Below are 19,154 nucleotides of genomic sequence, written 5' to 3'. Positions count from 1 at the left end.
GATGGAGGTAACAAAATGGATACAAATGGGATTAAACTTACACCCAAAGATATTGTTTCTCAACTTAATGAATACATCGTCGGTCAAGATGATGCTAAAAGAAAAGTAGCCATTGCTTTAAGAAATCGCTACAGACGAAGTTTATTAGATGAAGAAACAAAACAAGAAATCGCGCCTAAAAATATTTTAATGATTGGGCCAACTGGTGTGGGTAAAACGGAAATTGCTCGGCGCATGGCTAAAATTGTTGGTGCTCCGTTTATCAAAGTAGAAGCAACAAAATTTACTGAAGTTGGCTACGTGGGACGCGATGTTGAAAGCATGGTCAGAGATTTAGTAGACGTAGCAGTTAGATTAGTTAAAAATCAAAAGAAAGCAATGGTTAAAGATGAAGCTGTGGCCAAAGCAAATGATAAATTAGTTAAATTGCTAGTTCCAAGTATGAAGAAGAAAGCAGCACAAGGCAATAATCCTTTAGAAAATCTTTTTGGTGGTGCCATTCCAAATTTTGGAAATAACCAAGAAGATGAGGAAGAACCACCAACAGAAGAAATTAAAACTAAACGCTCTGAAATAAGACAGCAATTGCTAGCAGGAAAACTCGAAGACGAAAAGGTGCGCATTAAAGTAGAGCAAGATCCTGGGGCCTTAGGAATGCTTGGTACAAATCAAAATCAACAAATGCAGGACATGATGAATCAGTTGATGCCTAAGAAAAAGGTTGAACGAGAAGTGCCAGTAAAAACAGCAAGAAATATTCTAGCCGATGATTTTGCCGATGAACTTATCGACCAAGAAACAGCCAATCAAGAAGCAATAGAACTTGCAGAACAGATGGGGATTATCTTCATTGATGAAATTGATAAAGTAGCTACAAATAATCAAAGTAGTGGCCAAGATGTTTCTCGTCAAGGCGTCCAAAGAGATATTTTACCAATACTTGAAGGTAGCATGATTCAAACTAAATATGGTACTGTTAATACTGAACATATGCTCTTTATTGGTGCTGGCGCGTTTCATGTCTCTAAACCTAGCGATTTGATTCCAGAATTACAAGGACGCTTTCCAATTAGAGTAGAACTCGAAAGTTTAACGGTTAATGATTTCTATCGTATATTAACTGAACCTAAACTTTCATTAGTTAAACAATATGAAGCATTATTGAAAACTGAGGAAGTAACTGTTAACTTTACAGATGGAGCAATTACGAAATTGGCAGAAATTGCGTATCAAGTTAATCAAGATACGGATAATATTGGTGCACGTCGCTTACACACAATTTTAGAAAAAATGCTTGAAGATTTATCATTTGAAGCACCAAATATGCCTAATGCAGTCGTCGATATTACACCGCAATACGTGGATGAAAAATTGAAGTCTATTTCAACAAACAAAGATTTAAGTGCATTTATTTTATAATATATATAAAGGAGAAAAATTATGAGCTTATTATCGAAAACGAGAGAGTTAAACACATTATTACAAAAACATAAAGGTATTGCAGTTGATTTTAAAGATGTTGCACAAACGATTAGTAACGTGACTGTAACTAATGTATTTATAGTATCACGAAGAGGTAAGATATTAGGTTCAAGTTTAAATGAGTTATTAAAAAGCGAACGCATTAATCAAATGTTAGAAAGCAAACATATCCCAGAAGAATATACAGAGCAACTTATGGAAGTAAAACAAACACAATCTAATATAGATATAGACAACGTGTTGACTGTTTTCCCACCAGAAGATAGAGAAACATTTATTAATAGCAGAACAACTGTTTTCCCAATATTAGGTGGGGGAGAACGTTTTGGGACGCTTGTTTTAGGTCGAGTTAAAGATGACTTTAATGAAAACGATTTGGTTCTAGGAGAATATGCTGCAACAGTCATTGGTATGGAAATTTTACGTGAGAAACACAATGAAGTAGAAAAAGAAGCGCGTGATAAAGCAGCAATTAATATGGCTATCAATTCTTTATCTTATTCTGAAAAAGAAGCTATTGAACATATTTTTGAAGAATTAGGCGGAAATGAAGGATTATTAATCGCATCTAAAGTAGCAGATAGAGTAGGTATCACACGTTCAGTTATTGTCAATGCATTACGTAAACTTGAAAGTGCTGGTGTCATAGAATCTCGATCATTAGGAATGAAGGGCACATTTATTAAAGTTAAAAAAGAAAAATTTCTTGATGAATTAGAGCGAAATAAATAAAGTAACGTATTAGTAAGGAAGTCATACACAATATGATAAATTTAAAATGTCAAAATATGTACTCAAGTATTGCTTTGACGTACTATTTATGATATATTAATTTTCGGCTATAAAGCCAATACACACATAATAAATGAATATATAAAGGGTGCAATTCGAGGATTGTCTTTATATTAGTTTGTTATGGAGGTAAATAACCAAACAGGAGGAAATGAAACATGGCAGTTATTTCAATGAAACAATTGTTAGAAGCTGGTGTTCACTTCGGTCACCAAACACGCCGTTGGAACCCAAAAATGAAAAAGTATATCTTCACTGAAAGAAATGGTATTTATATCATTGACTTACAAAAAACAGTGAAGAAAGTTGAAGAAGCTTATAACTTCATTAAACAAGTATCTGAAGATGGCGGTAAAGTCTTATTTGTAGGTACTAAAAAACAAGCACAAGAATCAGTGAAAGCAGAAGCTGAACGTGCTGGACAATTCTACGTTAACCAAAGATGGTTAGGTGGAATCTTAACAAACTATAAAACAATCTCTAAACGTATTAAACGTATCTCTGAAATCGAAAAGATGGAAGAAGATGGTTTATTCGACGTTTTACCTAAAAAAGAAGTTGTTGAACTTAAAAAAGAATATGACCGTTTAATCAAATTCTTAGGCGGTATCCGTGATATGAAATCAATGCCTCAAGCATTATTCGTTGTTGACCCTCGTAAAGAGCGCAATGCGATTGCTGAAGCACGTAAATTAAATATTCCAATCGTTGGTATTGTTGACACTAACTGTGATCCTGATGAAATTGATTACGTTATCCCAGCAAACGATGATGCGATTCGTGCCGTTAAATTATTAACTGGTAAAATGGCTGATGCTGTCTTAGAAGGTCAACAAGGTGTATCTAATGAAGAAGTAGCTGCAGAGCAAAACATCGATTTAGATGAAAAAGAAGAAGCTAAAGATGCAGAAACAACTGAAGAAAACACTTCTGTTGAATCAAACTAAGAAATAGTTTAAATGGGTGATAAGATGTGATGCTTATCACCTTTTTTTCAAATCAAATTGATTGAGTCGGCAGTAAAGTGAAAAAATATTTAAATGACAATAGAGTATTGGAAATATCACTACTAATAATGGTAATATTTAAGTATATTGATTATTACAATGAAAATATTGGAGGAATAATGAATGGCAATTTCAGCAAAACTTGTTAAACAATTACGCGAAAGAACTGGCGCTGGTATGATGGATTGTAAAAAAGCGCTTACTGAAACTGATGGTGACATCGATAAAGCAATTGATTACTTACGTGAAAAAGGCATTGCTAAAGCAGCTAAAAAAGCAGACCGTATCGCTGCAGAAGGTTTAGTACATGTTGAAGTTAAAGGCAATGAAGCAGCTATCGTTGAAATTAACTCTGAAACAGACTTCGTAGCACGTAACGAAGGTTTCCAAGAATTAGTAAAAGAAATTGCTAATCAAATTCTTGATACTAAACCTGAGTCAGTAGATGCATTAATGGAAACTAAATTACCAAATGGTCAATCTGTTGATGAAAAAATGAAAGAAGCAATCTCAACAATTGGTGAAAAACTAAGCATCCGTCGTTTCGCAGTAAAATCAAAATCAGATAACGATGCATTTGGTGCATACTTGCACATGGGTGGACGCATTGGTGTATTATCAGTAGTTGAAGGTTCTACAGATGAAGAAGCAGCTAAAGATGTGGCAATGCACATTGCTGCTATTAACCCTAAATATGTTTCTTCTGAACAAGTTAGTGAAGATGAAATCAATCATGAAAGAGAAGTATTAAAACAACAAGCATTAAATGAAGGTAAACCAGCAAATATCGTTGAAAAAATGGTCGAAGGTCGTTTACGTAAATATCTTCAAGAAATTTGTGCAGTTGATCAAAACTTCGTTAAAGATCCAGATCAAACAGTTGAAGCTTTCTTAAAATCAAAAGGTGGAAAACTTGTTGACTTCGTACGTTATGAAGTAGGCGAAGGCATGGAAAAACGTGAAGAAAACTTTGCTGACGAAGTTAAAGGACAAATGAAATAACCCGTCATAAAGTTTACAAGGAAGAAGGCACCTTTGAGGTTTTCTAAATATAAATGATTATATTTATTTTAGAAGACGCGACCGTGTCTTCTTTACTTGTATCTGTTACATATTTTTTAATGGAGAGGACAAAAAAATGACTCAAACTTCTAAATATAAACGTGTCGTATTAAAATTAAGTGGTGAAGCACTAGCTGGTGAAAAAGGCTTTGGCATTAATCCAATTATCATTAAAAGTGTTGCTGAGCAAGTAGCTGAAGTTGCCAAAATGGATTGTGAAATTGCAGTCATTGTTGGTGGTGGAAATATTTGGAGAGGTAAGACAGGTAGCGACTTAGGTATGGATCGCGGTACAGCAGATTACATGGGTATGTTAGCAACTGTGATGAATGCACTTGCCTTGCAAGATAGTTTAGAACAACTTGATTGTGATACTCGAGTATTAACATCCATTGAGATGAAACAAGTAGCTGAACCCTATATTAGACGTCGAGCAATTAGACACCTTGAGAAGAAGCGGGTAGTCATCTTTGCTGCTGGCATCGGCAATCCATACTTCTCAACTGATACAACCGCAGCTTTACGTGCTGCTGAAGTTGAAGCAGATGTTATTTTAATGGGCAAAAATAACGTGGATGGCGTATATTCTGCTGATCCAAAAGTTGACCCTAATGCAGTTAAATATGAACATTTAACACATATTCAAATGTTACAAGAAGGATTACAAGTTATGGATTCTACTGCTTCGTCATTCTGTATGGACAACAATATTCCATTAAATGTATTCTCCATTATGGAAGAAGGCAATATTAAGCGCGCAGTAATGGGCGAGAAAATTGGTACGTTAATAACAAAATAATCATATTGAAATTTTAATAAATGGCATATAGTATATATAGTGAAGTATATAATATTATAGTCGAAAACTTTGAGGTGTAAAAAAATGGCTGACATAATTAAAGATACAAAAGCAAGAATGAACAAATCAATTGAAAATTTATCTCGTGAACTTGCGAATATTAATGCAGGTAGAGCAAACTCTAATCTTTTAAACGGTGTGACAGTTGATTATTATGGTGCACCTACGCCTGTACAACAATTAGCCAGCATTAATGTTCCTGAAGCACGTTTATTAGTGATTTCCCCGTATGATAAAACATCGGTAAAAGACATTGAAAGAGCAATTATCGCTGCGAATTTGGGTGTAAACCCTACAAGTGATGGAGAAGTGATTCGTATCACAGTTCCTGCATTAACTGAAGAACGTCGTAAAGAATTAGTTAAAGATGTTAAAAAAGTTGGAGAAGATGCAAAAGTATCAATCCGTAACATTCGTCGTGATATTAATGATCAATTGAAAAAAGATGAAAAAAATGGCGACATCACTGAAGATGATTTAAGAACTCAAAGTGATGATGTACAAAAAGCAACGGATGATTCAATCAAAGAAATTGATCAATTAGTTGGAGACAAAGAAAAAGATATTATGTCTGTTTAAAACTAATTTCAACAGATTTATTACAAAAATTAGATATAAACACGAATAGTCTGAGTCTTAACTGTATCAAGCTGCATGTGTTATTTCACTTGAGGTTTAACAAGAAATGTACCTTTTTTAGAGAAATATTGCATCAGACTTTGGTACAGTTTTTCTATTTGCTTATTCAATGCCATGAATGAGTATGATAAAATGATAGATGATTTCTTATATAATGATATTTATAATACTACAGAGATGATCAGGCTCGGAGGAAAGACCATGTTCAAGAAGCTAATAAATAGAAATAAGATTGAGATAACAGATGATATTGATTTAGACATGCGTAATATACCTGAACATGTAGCAATTATCATGGACGGGAATGGTCGATGGGCTAAAAAGAGAAAGATGCCGCGTATAAAAGGCCACTATGAAGGTATGCAAACAATCAAAAAAATAACAAGAGAAGCCAATAACCTTGGTATTAAGTATTTAACACTTTACGCTTTTTCAACAGAAAATTGGTCTAGACCTGAAAGTGAAGTTAACTATATTATGAGTTTACCTGTTAATTTTTTAAAAACATTCTTGCCAGAGTTGATTGAAAAGAATGTTAAAGTAGAAACGATTGGATTTATGGAAGGATTACCAGAGTCTACGATAAAGGCTATTAATGAAGCCAAAATTAAAACAGAACATAATACAGGATTAAGATTAATTTTTGCGATTAACTATGGTGGGAGAGCAGAAATTGTACATAGTGTGAAAGCAATTTATAAAGAACTTCAAGCTCAAGGTTTAGATGAAGAAAGTATTAATGAAAATATGATTTCAAGTCATTTAATGACTAAATCATATCCAGAACCTGAATTATTAATTCGAACTTCTGGAGAACAACGGATCAGTAATTTCTTAATTTGGCAGGTTTCATACAGTGAATTTATTTTTAATGAAAAGTTATGGCCGGATTTTGATGAGCAAGAATTGAAATCGTGCATAAAAATATATCAATCTCGCCAACGACGGTTTGGAGGATTATAGTAAGGAGTCTTTTATGAAAGTTAGAACACTGACGGCAATTATTGCATTACTTATATTTCTGCCCATTTTATTAAAGGGTGGATTTATTCTCATGTTATTTGCATTCTTATTAGCGTTGATTGCGCTGAAAGAATTGCTCAATATGAATATGATAAAGTTTTTATCTATTCCAGGCATTTTTAGTGCTATTGCTTTAATAATTATCATGTTACCGCAAGATGCGGGAGCATGGGTTCAAATGATTCAACTTAGAAGTTTAATTGCAATGAGTTTTATCTTATTAAGCTATACTGTTTTATCAAAGAATCGATTTAGTTTTATGGATGCAGCATTTTGTTTAATGTCAGTTGCCTATGTAGGCATTGGTTTCATGTATTTTTATGAAACGCGTTCAGAAGGTTTACATTTCATACTCTATGCATTCTTAGTTGTTTGGCTTACAGATACAGGTGCATATATTTTTGGGAAATTATTAGGGAAGCATAAATTATGGCCGGTTATCAGTCCAAATAAAACAATTGAAGGTTTTATTGGAGGATTATTTAGCAGTTTAATCGTGCCGTTAGTTATGATATTCTTTGTGGATTTTAACATGAATATTTGGCTCATTTTGCTCATCACCATTATATTAAGTATGTTTGGTCAACTTGGAGATTTAGTTGAGTCTGGTTTTAAAAGACACTTTGGTGTAAAGGATTCAGGAAGAATTTTACCAGGACATGGTGGTATTTTAGATCGTTTCGATAGTTTTATGTTTGTCTTACCTTTATTAAATATTTTGCTTATTCAAATTTAAATTTTGGAAATGGCTCATTTTATGTGATAGTGTAAAATGAGTCATTTTTTGTGTATATTCAAAAACTTAATAATTGATTTTATTGAAATTTACCTGTATAATGCTAACTTATTGCATAAACGTTAATTAAAGTCTTATTCTATAAATAATACAATTATTAGTACACGTTTAAATTAGGGGCATAATCATATCAATCAAAGGAGAGATTAAATGAAACTAACAAAGAAAGAAAAGTTTTCAATTCGGAAGCATAAATTTGGCGTATCATCCATACTGGTAGGTAGTATTATTGGTCTGACAATGTTAATGACTAAAGAAGCTGAAGCTGAAGAAGTGGAGCGTAATTTGTCAAAACAACAAATACAGCATAATAATGATGCTACTGGTGACACTCAAGATGATAATAATTATAATAATGAAATATCAAATCAGGAAGCAACAACGCAGAACAAACAAATAACTCAGTCTGACAATGTAAATAGCGAGGCACAAGCAATAAATGAAATAAGCGACAGCCATCGTACAGTCAATAAAGCCACTGAAGCACTAGACAATAACTCTACTTTAAATACATCCACCGATGTATCACCTGCAACGAAACAAGATACAACTACTAGCAATCAAACAACTCAGGAAAACAATGATGCAACAACACAAACCAAAACAAATTATAAGCAAGATGGTAATAACAACGTATTATCCCAAGTAGCAACCAATGACAATCAGTCTTCAAATCAACCACGTAACAGTCACCTAAATACATCCACAGTAACATACAACAATAATCATCAAGTAAGAAGATTAGCAAAAGTTGAAGCAACAAATACAGATAATAACGTTACTCAGACTTCAGACATATCGAATAAACTCTCAAATGTAACAGCGACAATTGAAGCGGCAGATACGATTTACCCACATAAAGCAGAATATGTAAATTTAAATTATCGTTTCCAAGCCCCAGATGATGTTCAAGCAGGAGATAGTATTAAAATTACTATTCCTCAAGCATTAAACTTAAATGGTGTAACAGCTACTGCTAAAGCACCTAATATTATGGCAGGTGACCAAATATTAGCTACTGGGACAATCGATGAAGAAGGAAATTTAATTTATACGTTTACAGATTATGTAACAAATAAAAATAATATTACAGGACAGATATCAATTCCTGGGTATATTGATCCTAAAAATGTAACACATACGGGTAAAGTGAATTTAGAGACATCTATTGGCCAAACAACTGCAAAGAAAACTGTGACAGTTGATTATGAAAAGTATGGAGAGTTTCGTAACTTGTCAATCAAAGGAACTATTGATCAAATTGATAAGGTGAATAACACATATAGACAAACCGTATATGTAAATCCTAGTAGTGATACTGTAGTGGATCCTTATTTAAGAGGCGGTTCAATACCGGGTACCAATAGTAATGTAATTATAGATGAGCAGAATACATCAATAAAAGTTTATAAAGTTAAAGAAAAAGCGCATCTAACAGACAGCTATTATGTTGATCCATCAAATTATGAAGATGTTACAAGTGACGTCAAAATTACTTTCCCTGAAAAAGGAATATATCAAATCAACTTTAATACTGAAGATGATCAAATTAATTCTCCATACGTAGTTGTTATTAATGGTCATGTTGATCCGAATAGTAATGGCAATTTGTATTTACGTTCTACATTATATGGTTACGATTCTAATTTCACTAGAGTTTCTATGGCATGGGATAATGAAGTAGAATATCATGCAGGAAGTGGTAATGGTGACGGTATAGATAAACCTGTAATACCGGATCAACCGGGGGATTCCGATAGTGATGCAGATTCCGATAGCGACGCAGACTCAGATAGCGACGCAGACTCCGACAGCGATGCGGACTCCGATAGTGATGCGGACTCCGATAGTGATGCAGATTCCGACAGCGATGCAGACTCAGATAGCGACGCAGATTCCGACAGCGATGCAGATTCCGATAGTGATGCGGACTCCGACAGTGATGCGGACTCAGATAGTGACGCAGATTCCGACAGCGATGCGGACTCCGACAGCGACGCAGATTCCGATAGTGATGCAGATTCCGATAGTGATGCGGACTCCGACAGCGATGCAGATTCCGATAGTGATGCGGATTCCGACAGCGACGCAGATTCCGATAGTGATGCAGACTCCGACAGCGATGCGGACTCCGATAGTGATGCAGACTCCGACAGTGACGCGGATTCTGACAGCGACGCAGACTCCGATAGTGATGCAGACTCAGATAGTGACGCAGATTCCGACAGCGATGCAGATTCCGACAGCGACGCAGACTCAGATAGCGACGCAGACTCCGACAGCGATGCGGACTCAGATAGTGATGCAGATTCCGACAGCGATGCAGATTCCGACAGCGACGCAGACTCAGATAGCGACGCAGACTCCGACAGCGATGCGGACTCAGATAGTGATGCAGATTCCGACAGCGATGCAGATTCCGACAGCGACGCAGACTCAGATAGCGATGCAGACTCCGACAGCGATGCGGACTCAGATAGTGATGCAGATTCCGACAGCGATGCAGATTCCGACAGCGATGCAGACTCAGATAGTGACGCAGATTCCGACAGCGATGCGGACTCCGATAGCGACGCAGACTCAGATAGTGATTCAGAAAATGATAATGTAAGTGTTGAAGTTGATAATAATTCTAATCAACGTGGTATATCAACAATGAAAGCTCAACATCAACATCATGACTCAAATAACACTACACAGAAAAACGCAGATAAATCCTTGCCAAAAACAGGAGAACAGTCAGAACAAATTGGCTTTATATCAAGCATACTTCTATTTTTAGGTGGATTATTATTCTTAAATCGTCGCCGTTCAAAAAAAGAAGATAAATAAAAGATAGTAAGATGGAAATGTTCTATTAAATATGTAATACTAATATGAATTTAAGCATTACGAATATGAATCTTATAAACTAAGTTACTATACGGGAGTGGAAATGAAAGTTAAAATAACTTTTCCAGCTCCCGTTAACTTATTTGCAGCTATATATTTAACAATTATTAAGTAAAATTATTTGTTTGATAGTAGGAACTAAGTTATATAAAATGATATACTTAAGAAGTTGTTTATCAATATGATAGACAAGAGATTATTAAAATGAATACTGTGATGTAAATAAAAATCATTAAAACGGATATAGTATCAAAGTTAGCATTTTTCTTATATATATTTAAATTTAAAACGTGTTCTTATAAAATAATGCTAAGATAGCTAAACCATGAGTAATAAGTATTATGAAGGTTTATAAAATGAATTGACATTATATGTACGTTTTATATAGTATTTTTGAATAAGTAATGATTTTCAGCATGAAATCAAATAAATTATAGAGGTGTAGTTATTGAGCATATTAATTACAGTTGTATCATTTGCTATCGTATTTGGAGTGCTAGTGACAGTGCATGAATATGGGCATATGTTTTTTGCAAAGCGTGCAGGAATTATGTGTCCAGAATTTGCAATTGGGATGGGACCAAAAATCTTTAGCTTTAGAAAGAATGAAACGTTATACACGATCCGTTTATTACCAGTTGGTGGCTATGTCCGTATGGCAGGTGATGGGCTTGAAGAACTGCCAGTACAACCTGGTATGAATGTTAAAATTAAACTCAATGAGCAAGATGAAATTACACACATTATTTTAGACGATCAGCACAAATTTCAACAAATTGAAGCTATCGAAGTTAAAAAATGTGATTTTAAAAATGAGTTATTTATAGAGGGTATTACAGCGTATGATGAACAACGTCATCACTTCAATATTGCGCAGAAAGCGTTCTTTGTTGAACATGGTAGTTTAATTCAAATTGCCCCTAGAAATCGCCAATTTGCACATAAAAAACCGTTACAAAAGTTTTTAACACTTTTTGCTGGGCCATTGTTTAATTTTATTTTAGCGTTAGTTCTTTTTCTTGGATTAGCTATGTATAGTGGTGCACCGACTACTATAGTAGACAAAACAATTGACAAATATCCTGCCCAACAAGCTGGTATTCATAAGGGAGATAAAATTCTTCAAATCGGCGGGCAAGACATCAAAAATTTTAAAGACATTCAGAAAACCTTAGATGGCACGAAAGCTAAAAGCACAATAGTAAAAATTGAACGCGATAATAAAACAAAGAATATCGAAATTAAACCTAAAGAATTTAAACAAAAAACTACTAAAACTAAAACACAATCTACATTTTTATTGGGTATTGCACCAACATATGACCATTCTTTACTACCATCGTTAAAATTTGGTGTAACAGAATTCTTCGATAAAGGAAAGCTAATTTTCCAGGCTGTGGGTACATTATTAGCTAGTATTTTTACAGGAGACTTTACGTTTAATATGTTAAATGGACCTGTGGGTATTTATCATAATGTAGATACGGTAGTAAAATCTGGAATTTATAATCTAATAAGTTATACAGCGCTATTAAGTGTTAACCTAGGTATAATGAATTTATTACCAATACCTGCCCTTGACGGTGGTCGTATTTTATTCGTTATTTATGAAGCTATCTTTAGAAAACCAATTAATAAAAAAGCAGAAACAATGATTATTGTAGCAGGGGCTATTTTTGTCTTGCTTGTTATGATAGCAGTAACATGGAATGATATTCAACGCTATTTCTTATAATTATAGGAGGAGAAAGTCATGAGACAATCAAAAGTATTTATACCAACTATGAGAGAAGTGCCTGCTGAAGCTGAAGCTTTGAGTCATCAATTACTCCTTAAAGCGGGACTAATCAAACAAAGTACAAGTGGTATTTATAGTTACTTACCATTAGCAACACGTGTCCTTAATAATATTTCTAAAATCATTCGCGAAGAAATGGAACGCATTGATGCGGTTGAAATTTTAATGCCAGTATTACAACAAGCTGAACTTTGGGAAGAATCAGGTCGTTGGAGTGCATACGGTCCAGAATTAATGCGCTTAAAAGATAGAAATGGGAGAGAGTTTGCATTAGGGCCTACACATGAAGAGGTAGTTACTTCTTTAGTTCGAGATGAATTAAAATCATACAAGCGTCTACCACTTACGCTATTTCAAATTCAGTCAAAATTCCGTGATGAAAAACGACCACGTTTCGGCTTATTACGTGGACGTGAGTTTATAATGAAAGATGCCTATTCTTTTCACGCTGATGAAGCATCATTAGATGCAACATATCAAGACATGTATCAAGCATATGGAAGAATTTTTAAACGTGTAGGTATTAACGTGCGCCCTGTACTTGCCGATTCTGGTGCTATTGGTGGCAATCATACCCACGAATTTATGGCACTAAGTAAAATTGGCGAAGATACGATTGTTTATAGTAATGAAAGTGATTATGCAGCTAATATTGAAAAAGCAGAAGTTGTATATCAGCCACAACGTCAAGAAGAATCGTCAGCAGACTTAACTAAAATTGAAACACCAAATGTTAAAACTGCACAAGAGTTAGCAGACTTCCTACAGTTACCATTAAACGCCATTGTTAAATCAATGATTTTTAAAATAGACGGTGAATTTGTCATGATTCTTATCAGAGGTCATCATGAACTTAATGACGTTAAATTAAAATCATATTTTGGCACAGATGCTATTGAGATGGCAACAGAAGATGAAATTGTCAATTTAGTAGGTGCGCATCCGGGTTCACTAGGTCCAATTTTTGATAAAGATATCAAAATAATTGCTGATAATTATGTGCAAGATTTAACGAATTTAGTCATAGGTGCTAATGAAGATGGTTATCATTACATGAACGCAAATATAGGCAGAGATTTTACTGTAGATGATTTTGGTGATTTTCGTTTTATTCTTGAAGGTGAAATGTTGAGCGATGGATCTGGTAAAGCTCAATTTGCAGAAGGTATTGAGGTTGGACAAGTCTTTAAACTTGGCACTAAATATTCTGAAGCGATGAATGCGACGTTCTTAGATAATCAAGGAAAAGCACAACCATTAATTATGGGATGCTATGGCATCGGTGTTTCTCGTACATTAAGTGCTATTGTTGAGCAAAATAATGATGATAACGGTATTATTTGGCCTAAAACCGTAACACCATTTGATTTGCATCTTATTACTGTAAATCCTAAAAAAGAAGAACAACAATCATTAGCAGATAATTTGTATGAGCAACTTAACGGTATGTTCGACGTATTATATGATGATAGAAAAGAACGAGCCGGTGTGAAATTTAATGATGCAGATTTAATTGGGTTACCTATTCGTATTGTTGTAGGTAAACAAGCAGCTGAAGGCATCGTTGAAGTCAAAGTTCGACGTACAGGCACAAGTGAAGATGTACATGTTGAACAACTTGAACAATACATTAAAGCTATTTATAACGAATTATAAAGTTTAAAAGTATAAATGACATAAAGCGGTGAAAATTCCCACTCATAGGTTTTCACCGCTTTTGATTGAACAAAGTACCTGGTTGTGTGACAAAAAGTTATTTTGCAGACATGAATTTTTTAAATTACAGTAGTATAATAAGAAGTAAATTTATTTTTGAATTATTAGCAAAAATTGATATTTTAACGTGATAAAAGTAATATTTTAAGGTGGTAGTTGTCTTGGCAATGACAAATCAAGAAAAATTTAAAGTACTTGCTGACCAGATTAAAATAGCTAATCAGCTTGAGCAAGATATTATAGAACAAGGCGAATTAATGCGTATAGATGTTTCGAAAAAGAACAGAACTTGGGATTTCCAAATTAAGTTACCACGTTTTTTATCTAAAGAAGACTATCTTATCTTTACACACGCAATAGTCGAAGAATTTAAAGAAATAGCAACTGTACAGTGGCATTTTACTATTGCTGATACTCATAACCAAGATGAATTTGCGATAAAATATTTTGATTATTGTATTGATCAGACAGCATTATCTCCAAAAGTTAAAGGACAGTTAAAGCAAAAAAGCCTAATTATGTCAGGCGATGTCTTGAAAGTGATGGTTTCTAATGACGTCGAAAGAAATCACTTTGACAAAGTTTGTAATGGGAGTTTGGTAAAGGCATATCAGCAGTGTGGTTTTGATATCAATAAAGTTGTTTTTGAAACAGATCATAGTCATCAAGATGAAAACTTAGCATCACTTGAAGCACATATTCAACAAGAGGATGAACAAAGTGCACGTGAAGCTACGGAAAAACTTGAAAAAATGAAAGCAGAAAAAGCGAAACAACAAGACAATAATGAAAGTACCGTTTCTAAGTGTCAAATTGGAAAGACAATACAAGTTGAAAATATTAGAACTATCGAATCAATTGTTGAAGAGGAATTTAAAGTTGCAATTGAAGGGGTTATTTTTGACATAAATTTAAAAGAACTTAAAAGTGGTCGTCACATAGTCGAATTAAAAGTTACTGATTACACAGACTCATTAGTATTAAAGATGTTCACACGTAAAAACAAAGATGACTTAGATCACTTTAAAGCTTTAAGTGTCGGCAAGTGGATACGTGCTCAAGGACGCATTGAGGAAGATAGTTTTGTCAGAGATTTAGTTATGATGATGTCTGATATTGAAGAAATTAAAAAAACACCTAAACAAGATAAATCAAAAGAGAAGCGCGTAGAATTTCATTTACATACTGCAATGAGTCAAATGGATGGGATACCTAACATTAATAGTTATGTTGCTCAAGCAGCCGAATGGGGTCACAAAGCGATAGCAGTGACGGACCACAATGGTGTTCAAGCATTTCCAGATGCGCACAGTGCAGCAGAAAAGCATGGCATAAAGATGATTTATGGAATGGAAGGTATGTTGGTAGACGATGGTGTGCCTATTGCATATAAACCCACGAATCGTGACTTAAAAGATGCTACTTATGTAGTGTTTGACGTTGAAACAACGGGTTTATCCAATCAATATGATCAAATCATTGAGTTAGCGGCTGTTAAAGTTTATGATGGTGAAATTATTGATAAATTCGAACGTTTTAGCAATCCACATCAAAAATTATCAGAAACGATTATTAATTTAACGCATATTACAGATGATATGTTGACAGATGCACCCGAAATTGATGAAGTATTGACAGAATTTAAAGAATGGGTTGGGGATGCTATTTTCGTAGCACACAACGCTTCTTTTGACATGGGCTTTATTGACACCGGATATGAGCGCATAGGTTTTGGACCTTCGACCAATGGAGTAATCGATACGCTTGAATTATCTAGAACGATTAATACAGAATATGGTAAACATGGATTAAACTTTTTAGCTAAAAAATATGGTGTCGAACTTACGCAACATCATAGAGCAATTTATGATACTGAAGCTACTGCATATATTTTTATTAAGATGCTTCAACAAATGAAAGAATTAGGTGTATCAAATCATAAAGACATCAATAAGAAGTTGTCGAATGAGGACGCGTATAAACGTGCACGTCCATCTCATGTCACACTGATTGTCCAAAACCAAGAAGGACTTAAAAATCTCTTTAAAATTGTTAGTGCATCATTGGTCAAATATTATTATCGTACACCTCGTATTCCAAGATCTCTACTTGATGAATTCCGTGAAGGTCTATTAATTGGCACAGCATGTGATGAAGGTGAATTATTTACAGCTGTAATGCAACGCGATCAATCGGAAGTTGAAAAAGTTGCGAACTATTATGATTTTATCGAAGTTCAACCACCTGCATTGTATCAAGATTTACTTGATCGAGAGTTAATCCGTGACACAGCGACGTTACATGAGATTTACCAACGTTTGCTTAAAGCAGGAGAACAGGCCAATATACCTGTTATTGCAACAGGTAATGCCCATTACTTAAATGAACATGATGGCATAGCGCGTAAAATATTAATCGCTTCACAACCAGGTAACCCATTGAATCGTTCAACTTTACCTAAAGCGCATTTTAGAACAACTGATGAAATGTTAGATGAATTTCATTTCTTAGGAGAAGAAAAGGCATATGAAATCGTCGTTAAAAATACAAATGCTTTGGCTGATCGCATTGAACGTGTTGTACCGATTAAAGATCAGTTATTTACTCCAAGAATGGAGGGTGCAAATGAAGAAATACGTGAATTAAGCTATAGTAATGCCAAAAAATTATATGGTGAAGATCTACCACAAATTGTTATTGATCGACTTGAAAAAGAGTTAGCCAGTATTATCGGTAATGGTTTCGCAGTTATATATTTAATCTCTCAGCGACTTGTTAAGAAATCTTTAGAAGATGGATATCTAGTGGGATCAAGGGGATCAGTAGGATCAAGCTTCGTAGCAACAATGACTGAAATTACAGAAGTTAATCCGCTACCTCCGCACTATATATGTCCACAGTGTAAAACGAGTGAATTCTTTAATGATGGATCTGTAGGTTCTGGCTTTGATTTACCAGATAAAAAATGTGAAACATGTGGCAGTGAATTAATTAAAGAAGGTCAAGATATTCCATTTGAAACATTCTTAGGATTCAAAGGGGACAAAGTACCTGATATTGACTTGAATTTTAGTGGTGAATATCAACCAAACGCGCATAACTATACGAAAGTTCTTTTCGGAGAAGACAAAGTATTCCGTGCAGGGACTATAGGTACAGTTGCTGAAAAAACTGCCTTCGGATATGTTAAAGGCTATTTAAATGATCAAGGAATTCATAAGCGTGGTGCTGAAATTGATCGTTTAGTTAAAGGATGTACAGGAGTAAAACGTACGACTGGACAGCATCCGGGGGGCATTATTGTTGTACCAGATTACATGGATATCTATGATTTTACGCCAATTCAATATCCGGCTGATGATCAGAATTCAGCATGGATGACGACACACTTTGATTTTCATTCTATACATGATAATGTCTTAAAACTTGATATACTAGGGCACGATGATCCTACCATGATTCGTATGTTGCAAGATTTATCAGGTATTGACCCAAAAACAATTCCAGTTGATGATAAAGAAACAATGAAAATTTTTAGTAGCCCTGAAACGCTAGGTGTGACGGAAGAAGATATTTTATGTAAAACAGGTACGTTTGGGGTACCTGAATTTGGTACAGGATTTGTAAGACAGATGCTTGAAGATACAAAACCAACTACTTTTTCGGAGTTAGTACAAATTTCAGGATTGTCTCATGGTACAGATGTATGGTTAGGTAACGCCCAAGAACTAGTGCGAAGTGGTATATGTGATTTATCGGGTGTGATAGGTTGCCGTGATGATATCATGGTGTACTTAATGTACGCCGGATTAGAACCATCTATGGCATTTAAAATAATGGAATCCGTACGTAAAGGTAAAGGATTAACCGATGAGATGATTGAAACCATGAAAGAAAATAATGTACCAGACTGGTATTTAGATTCATGTTTGAAAATTAAGTACATGTTCCCTAAAGCACATGCGGCAGCATATGTTTTAATGGCAGTACGCATTGCTTACTTTAAAGTACATCATCCATTGTATTATTATGCAGCATATTTTACGATTCGTGCATCTGATTTTGATTTAATCACGATGATTAAAGATAAAGAAAGCATTAAAAATGCTGTTAAAGATATGTATGCACGCTATATGGAATTAGGTAAAAAAGAAAAAGACGTATTAACAGTGTTAGAGTTAGTGAATGAGATGGCTCATAGAGGCTTTAGTATGCAGCCGATTAGTTTAGAGAAAAGCCAGGCATTTGATTTTATTATCGAAGGTGATTCTTTAATTCCACCATTTATTGCAGTTCCTGGACTTGGTGAAAACGTTGCGCAACGTATTGTAGAGGCGCGTAGTGAAGGTCCTTTCTTATCAAAAGAAGATTTAAATAAAAAAGCTGGCTTATCACAAAAGATTATTGATTACTTAGATGATTTGGGTTCTTTACCAGATTTACCAGATAAAGCACAGTTATCTATATTTGATATGTAATTGACGCACTAAATATTGTTACAATTTGTTTACTACAATTAGTTATGGTATACTTTAATTGTGTAAAAAATGATACTCAGGCAAAAAGAGTGGGCATATACCCGCTCTTTTCTATTTGCCAAAAAGGGAGGTCTGTATGAGCAAAATAACTGAAGAGGTAGAAACTCTTATTCAACCAGTGTTGGAAGCTTTAAATTATGAACTTGTAGAAGTTGAATTTGTGAAAGAAGGTAAAGATCATTTCTTACGTGTATCTATTGACAAAGAAGGTGGCGTAGATTTGAACGATTGTACACTTGCCTCCGAAAAAATTAGTGAAGTGATGGATGAGCATGATCCGATTAAAGAAATGTACTATCTTGATGTGGCTTCACCAGGTGCAGAGCGACCAATCAAAAAAGAGCAAGATTATCAAAAGGCAATCCAACAGCCTATCTTTGTGTCACTTTATGCACCTATCGAAAATAATAAAGAATGGCTAGGTATTTTAGTGGAAGTTACAGCAGAAACAATTACCATGGAAGTTAAAGAAAAAGCCAAGAAAAAACAAATTAGCATACCAAGAAATAAAATAGCAAAAGCACGTCACGCGGTAATGCTCTAACGTGAT

The 19,154-nt window shown here is 34.5% G+C and carries 13 protein-coding genes; all 13 read left to right on the top strand.

Annotated elements, in window-relative coordinates; genetic code table 11:
• Positions 1-15: 15 nt before the first annotated feature.
• The 13 genes from hslU (at position 16) to rimP (ending at position 19,148) form a co-directional block, all read left to right on the top strand.
• A complete protein-coding gene (gene hslU / locus AL499_RS02570) occupies positions 16-1,419 on the top strand; it encodes an ATP-dependent protease ATPase subunit HslU (RefSeq protein ID WP_002478282.1) in 1,404 nt (467 codons plus the stop codon).
• 21 nt (positions 1,420-1,440) lie between these two features.
• Positions 1,441-2,214 (top strand): GTP-sensing pleiotropic transcriptional regulator CodY, encoded by a 774-nt coding sequence (gene codY, locus AL499_RS02565; protein WP_002459290.1) that lies wholly within the window; start codon positions 1,441-1,443, stop codon positions 2,212-2,214.
• 218 nt (positions 2,215-2,432) lie between these two features.
• Positions 2,433-3,221 (top strand): 30S ribosomal protein S2, encoded by a 789-nt coding sequence (gene rpsB / locus AL499_RS02560; RefSeq protein WP_002459289.1) that lies wholly within the window; start codon positions 2,433-2,435, stop codon positions 3,219-3,221.
• Positions 3,222-3,404: 183 nt separating this feature from the next.
• Positions 3,405-4,283, top strand: coding sequence for a translation elongation factor Ts (gene tsf, locus AL499_RS02555; RefSeq protein WP_002459288.1), 879 nt, complete (start codon positions 3,405-3,407; stop codon positions 4,281-4,283).
• Between the two features lie 136 nt (positions 4,284-4,419).
• Complete coding sequence (pyrH, locus tag AL499_RS02550; protein WP_002459287.1) at positions 4,420-5,142, top strand: UMP kinase; 723 nt, start codon at positions 4,420-4,422, stop codon at positions 5,140-5,142.
• 84 nt (positions 5,143-5,226) lie between these two features.
• Positions 5,227-5,781 (top strand): ribosome recycling factor, encoded by a 555-nt coding sequence (gene frr / locus AL499_RS02545; RefSeq protein ID WP_002491836.1) that lies wholly within the window; start codon positions 5,227-5,229, stop codon positions 5,779-5,781.
• Between the two features lie 261 nt (positions 5,782-6,042).
• Positions 6,043-6,804 (top strand): undecaprenyl pyrophosphate synthase, encoded by a 762-nt coding sequence (locus tag AL499_RS02540; RefSeq protein WP_002478281.1) that lies wholly within the window; start codon positions 6,043-6,045, stop codon positions 6,802-6,804.
• Positions 6,805-6,817: 13 nt separating this feature from the next.
• Positions 6,818-7,600 (top strand): phosphatidate cytidylyltransferase, encoded by a 783-nt coding sequence (locus AL499_RS02535; protein WP_002478280.1) that lies wholly within the window; start codon positions 6,818-6,820, stop codon positions 7,598-7,600.
• Positions 7,601-7,810: 210 nt separating this feature from the next.
• Entirely contained in the window at positions 7,811-10,492 is a 2,682-nt protein-coding gene (gene fbl, locus AL499_RS02530; protein ID WP_062248846.1) for an MSCRAMM family fibrinogen-binding adhesin Fbl, read from the top strand.
• 508 nt (positions 10,493-11,000) lie between these two features.
• Positions 11,001-12,287, top strand: a complete 1,287-nt coding sequence (gene rseP / locus AL499_RS02525; protein ID WP_002491842.1) for an RIP metalloprotease RseP — start codon at positions 11,001-11,003, stop codon at positions 12,285-12,287.
• Positions 12,288-12,305: 18 nt separating this feature from the next.
• Positions 12,306-14,006, top strand: coding sequence for a proline--tRNA ligase (locus tag AL499_RS02520; RefSeq protein WP_002459281.1), 1,701 nt, complete (start codon positions 12,306-12,308; stop codon positions 14,004-14,006).
• Positions 14,007-14,233: 227 nt separating this feature from the next.
• Positions 14,234-18,544, top strand: coding sequence for a PolC-type DNA polymerase III (locus tag AL499_RS02515; protein WP_096801220.1), 4,311 nt, complete (start codon positions 14,234-14,236; stop codon positions 18,542-18,544).
• A gap of 136 nt (positions 18,545-18,680) precedes the next feature.
• Positions 18,681-19,148, top strand: a complete 468-nt coding sequence (gene rimP / locus AL499_RS02510) for a ribosome maturation factor RimP (RefSeq protein ID WP_002478277.1) — start codon at positions 18,681-18,683, stop codon at positions 19,146-19,148.
• The last annotated feature ends 6 nt before the right edge of the window (positions 19,149-19,154 follow it).

This window comes from Staphylococcus lugdunensis (genome assembly GCF_001558775.1).
In the GTDB taxonomy this organism is placed as follows: Bacteria; Bacillota; Bacilli; order Staphylococcales; family Staphylococcaceae; genus Staphylococcus; species Staphylococcus lugdunensis.
The sequence above is the reverse complement of the archived record's forward strand: the minus strand, read 5'-3'. Positions and strand labels throughout refer to the sequence as shown.

What these genes read in the sequence shown, in the direction of transcription:
- hslU (WP_002478282.1), top strand. Translation starts at nt 16, where the DNA reads ATGGATACAAATGGGATTAAACTTACACCCAAAGATATTGTTTCTCAA.
- codY (WP_002459290.1), top strand. Translation starts at nt 1,441, where the DNA reads ATGAGCTTATTATCGAAAACGAGAGAGTTAAACACATTATTACAAAAA.
- rpsB (WP_002459289.1), top strand. Translation starts at nt 2,433, where the DNA reads ATGGCAGTTATTTCAATGAAACAATTGTTAGAAGCTGGTGTTCACTTC.
- tsf (WP_002459288.1), top strand. Translation starts at nt 3,405, where the DNA reads ATGGCAATTTCAGCAAAACTTGTTAAACAATTACGCGAAAGAACTGGC.
- pyrH (WP_002459287.1), top strand. Translation starts at nt 4,420, where the DNA reads ATGACTCAAACTTCTAAATATAAACGTGTCGTATTAAAATTAAGTGGT.
- frr (WP_002491836.1), top strand. Translation starts at nt 5,227, where the DNA reads ATGGCTGACATAATTAAAGATACAAAAGCAAGAATGAACAAATCAATT.
- AL499_RS02540 (WP_002478281.1), top strand. Translation starts at nt 6,043, where the DNA reads ATGTTCAAGAAGCTAATAAATAGAAATAAGATTGAGATAACAGATGAT.
- AL499_RS02535 (WP_002478280.1), top strand. Translation starts at nt 6,818, where the DNA reads ATGAAAGTTAGAACACTGACGGCAATTATTGCATTACTTATATTTCTG.
- fbl (WP_062248846.1), top strand. Translation starts at nt 7,811, where the DNA reads ATGAAACTAACAAAGAAAGAAAAGTTTTCAATTCGGAAGCATAAATTT.
- AL499_RS02520 (WP_002459281.1), top strand. Translation starts at nt 12,306, where the DNA reads ATGAGACAATCAAAAGTATTTATACCAACTATGAGAGAAGTGCCTGCT.
- AL499_RS02515 (WP_096801220.1), top strand. Translation starts at nt 14,234, where the DNA reads ATGACAAATCAAGAAAAATTTAAAGTACTTGCTGACCAGATTAAAATA.
- rimP (WP_002478277.1), top strand. Translation starts at nt 18,681, where the DNA reads ATGAGCAAAATAACTGAAGAGGTAGAAACTCTTATTCAACCAGTGTTG.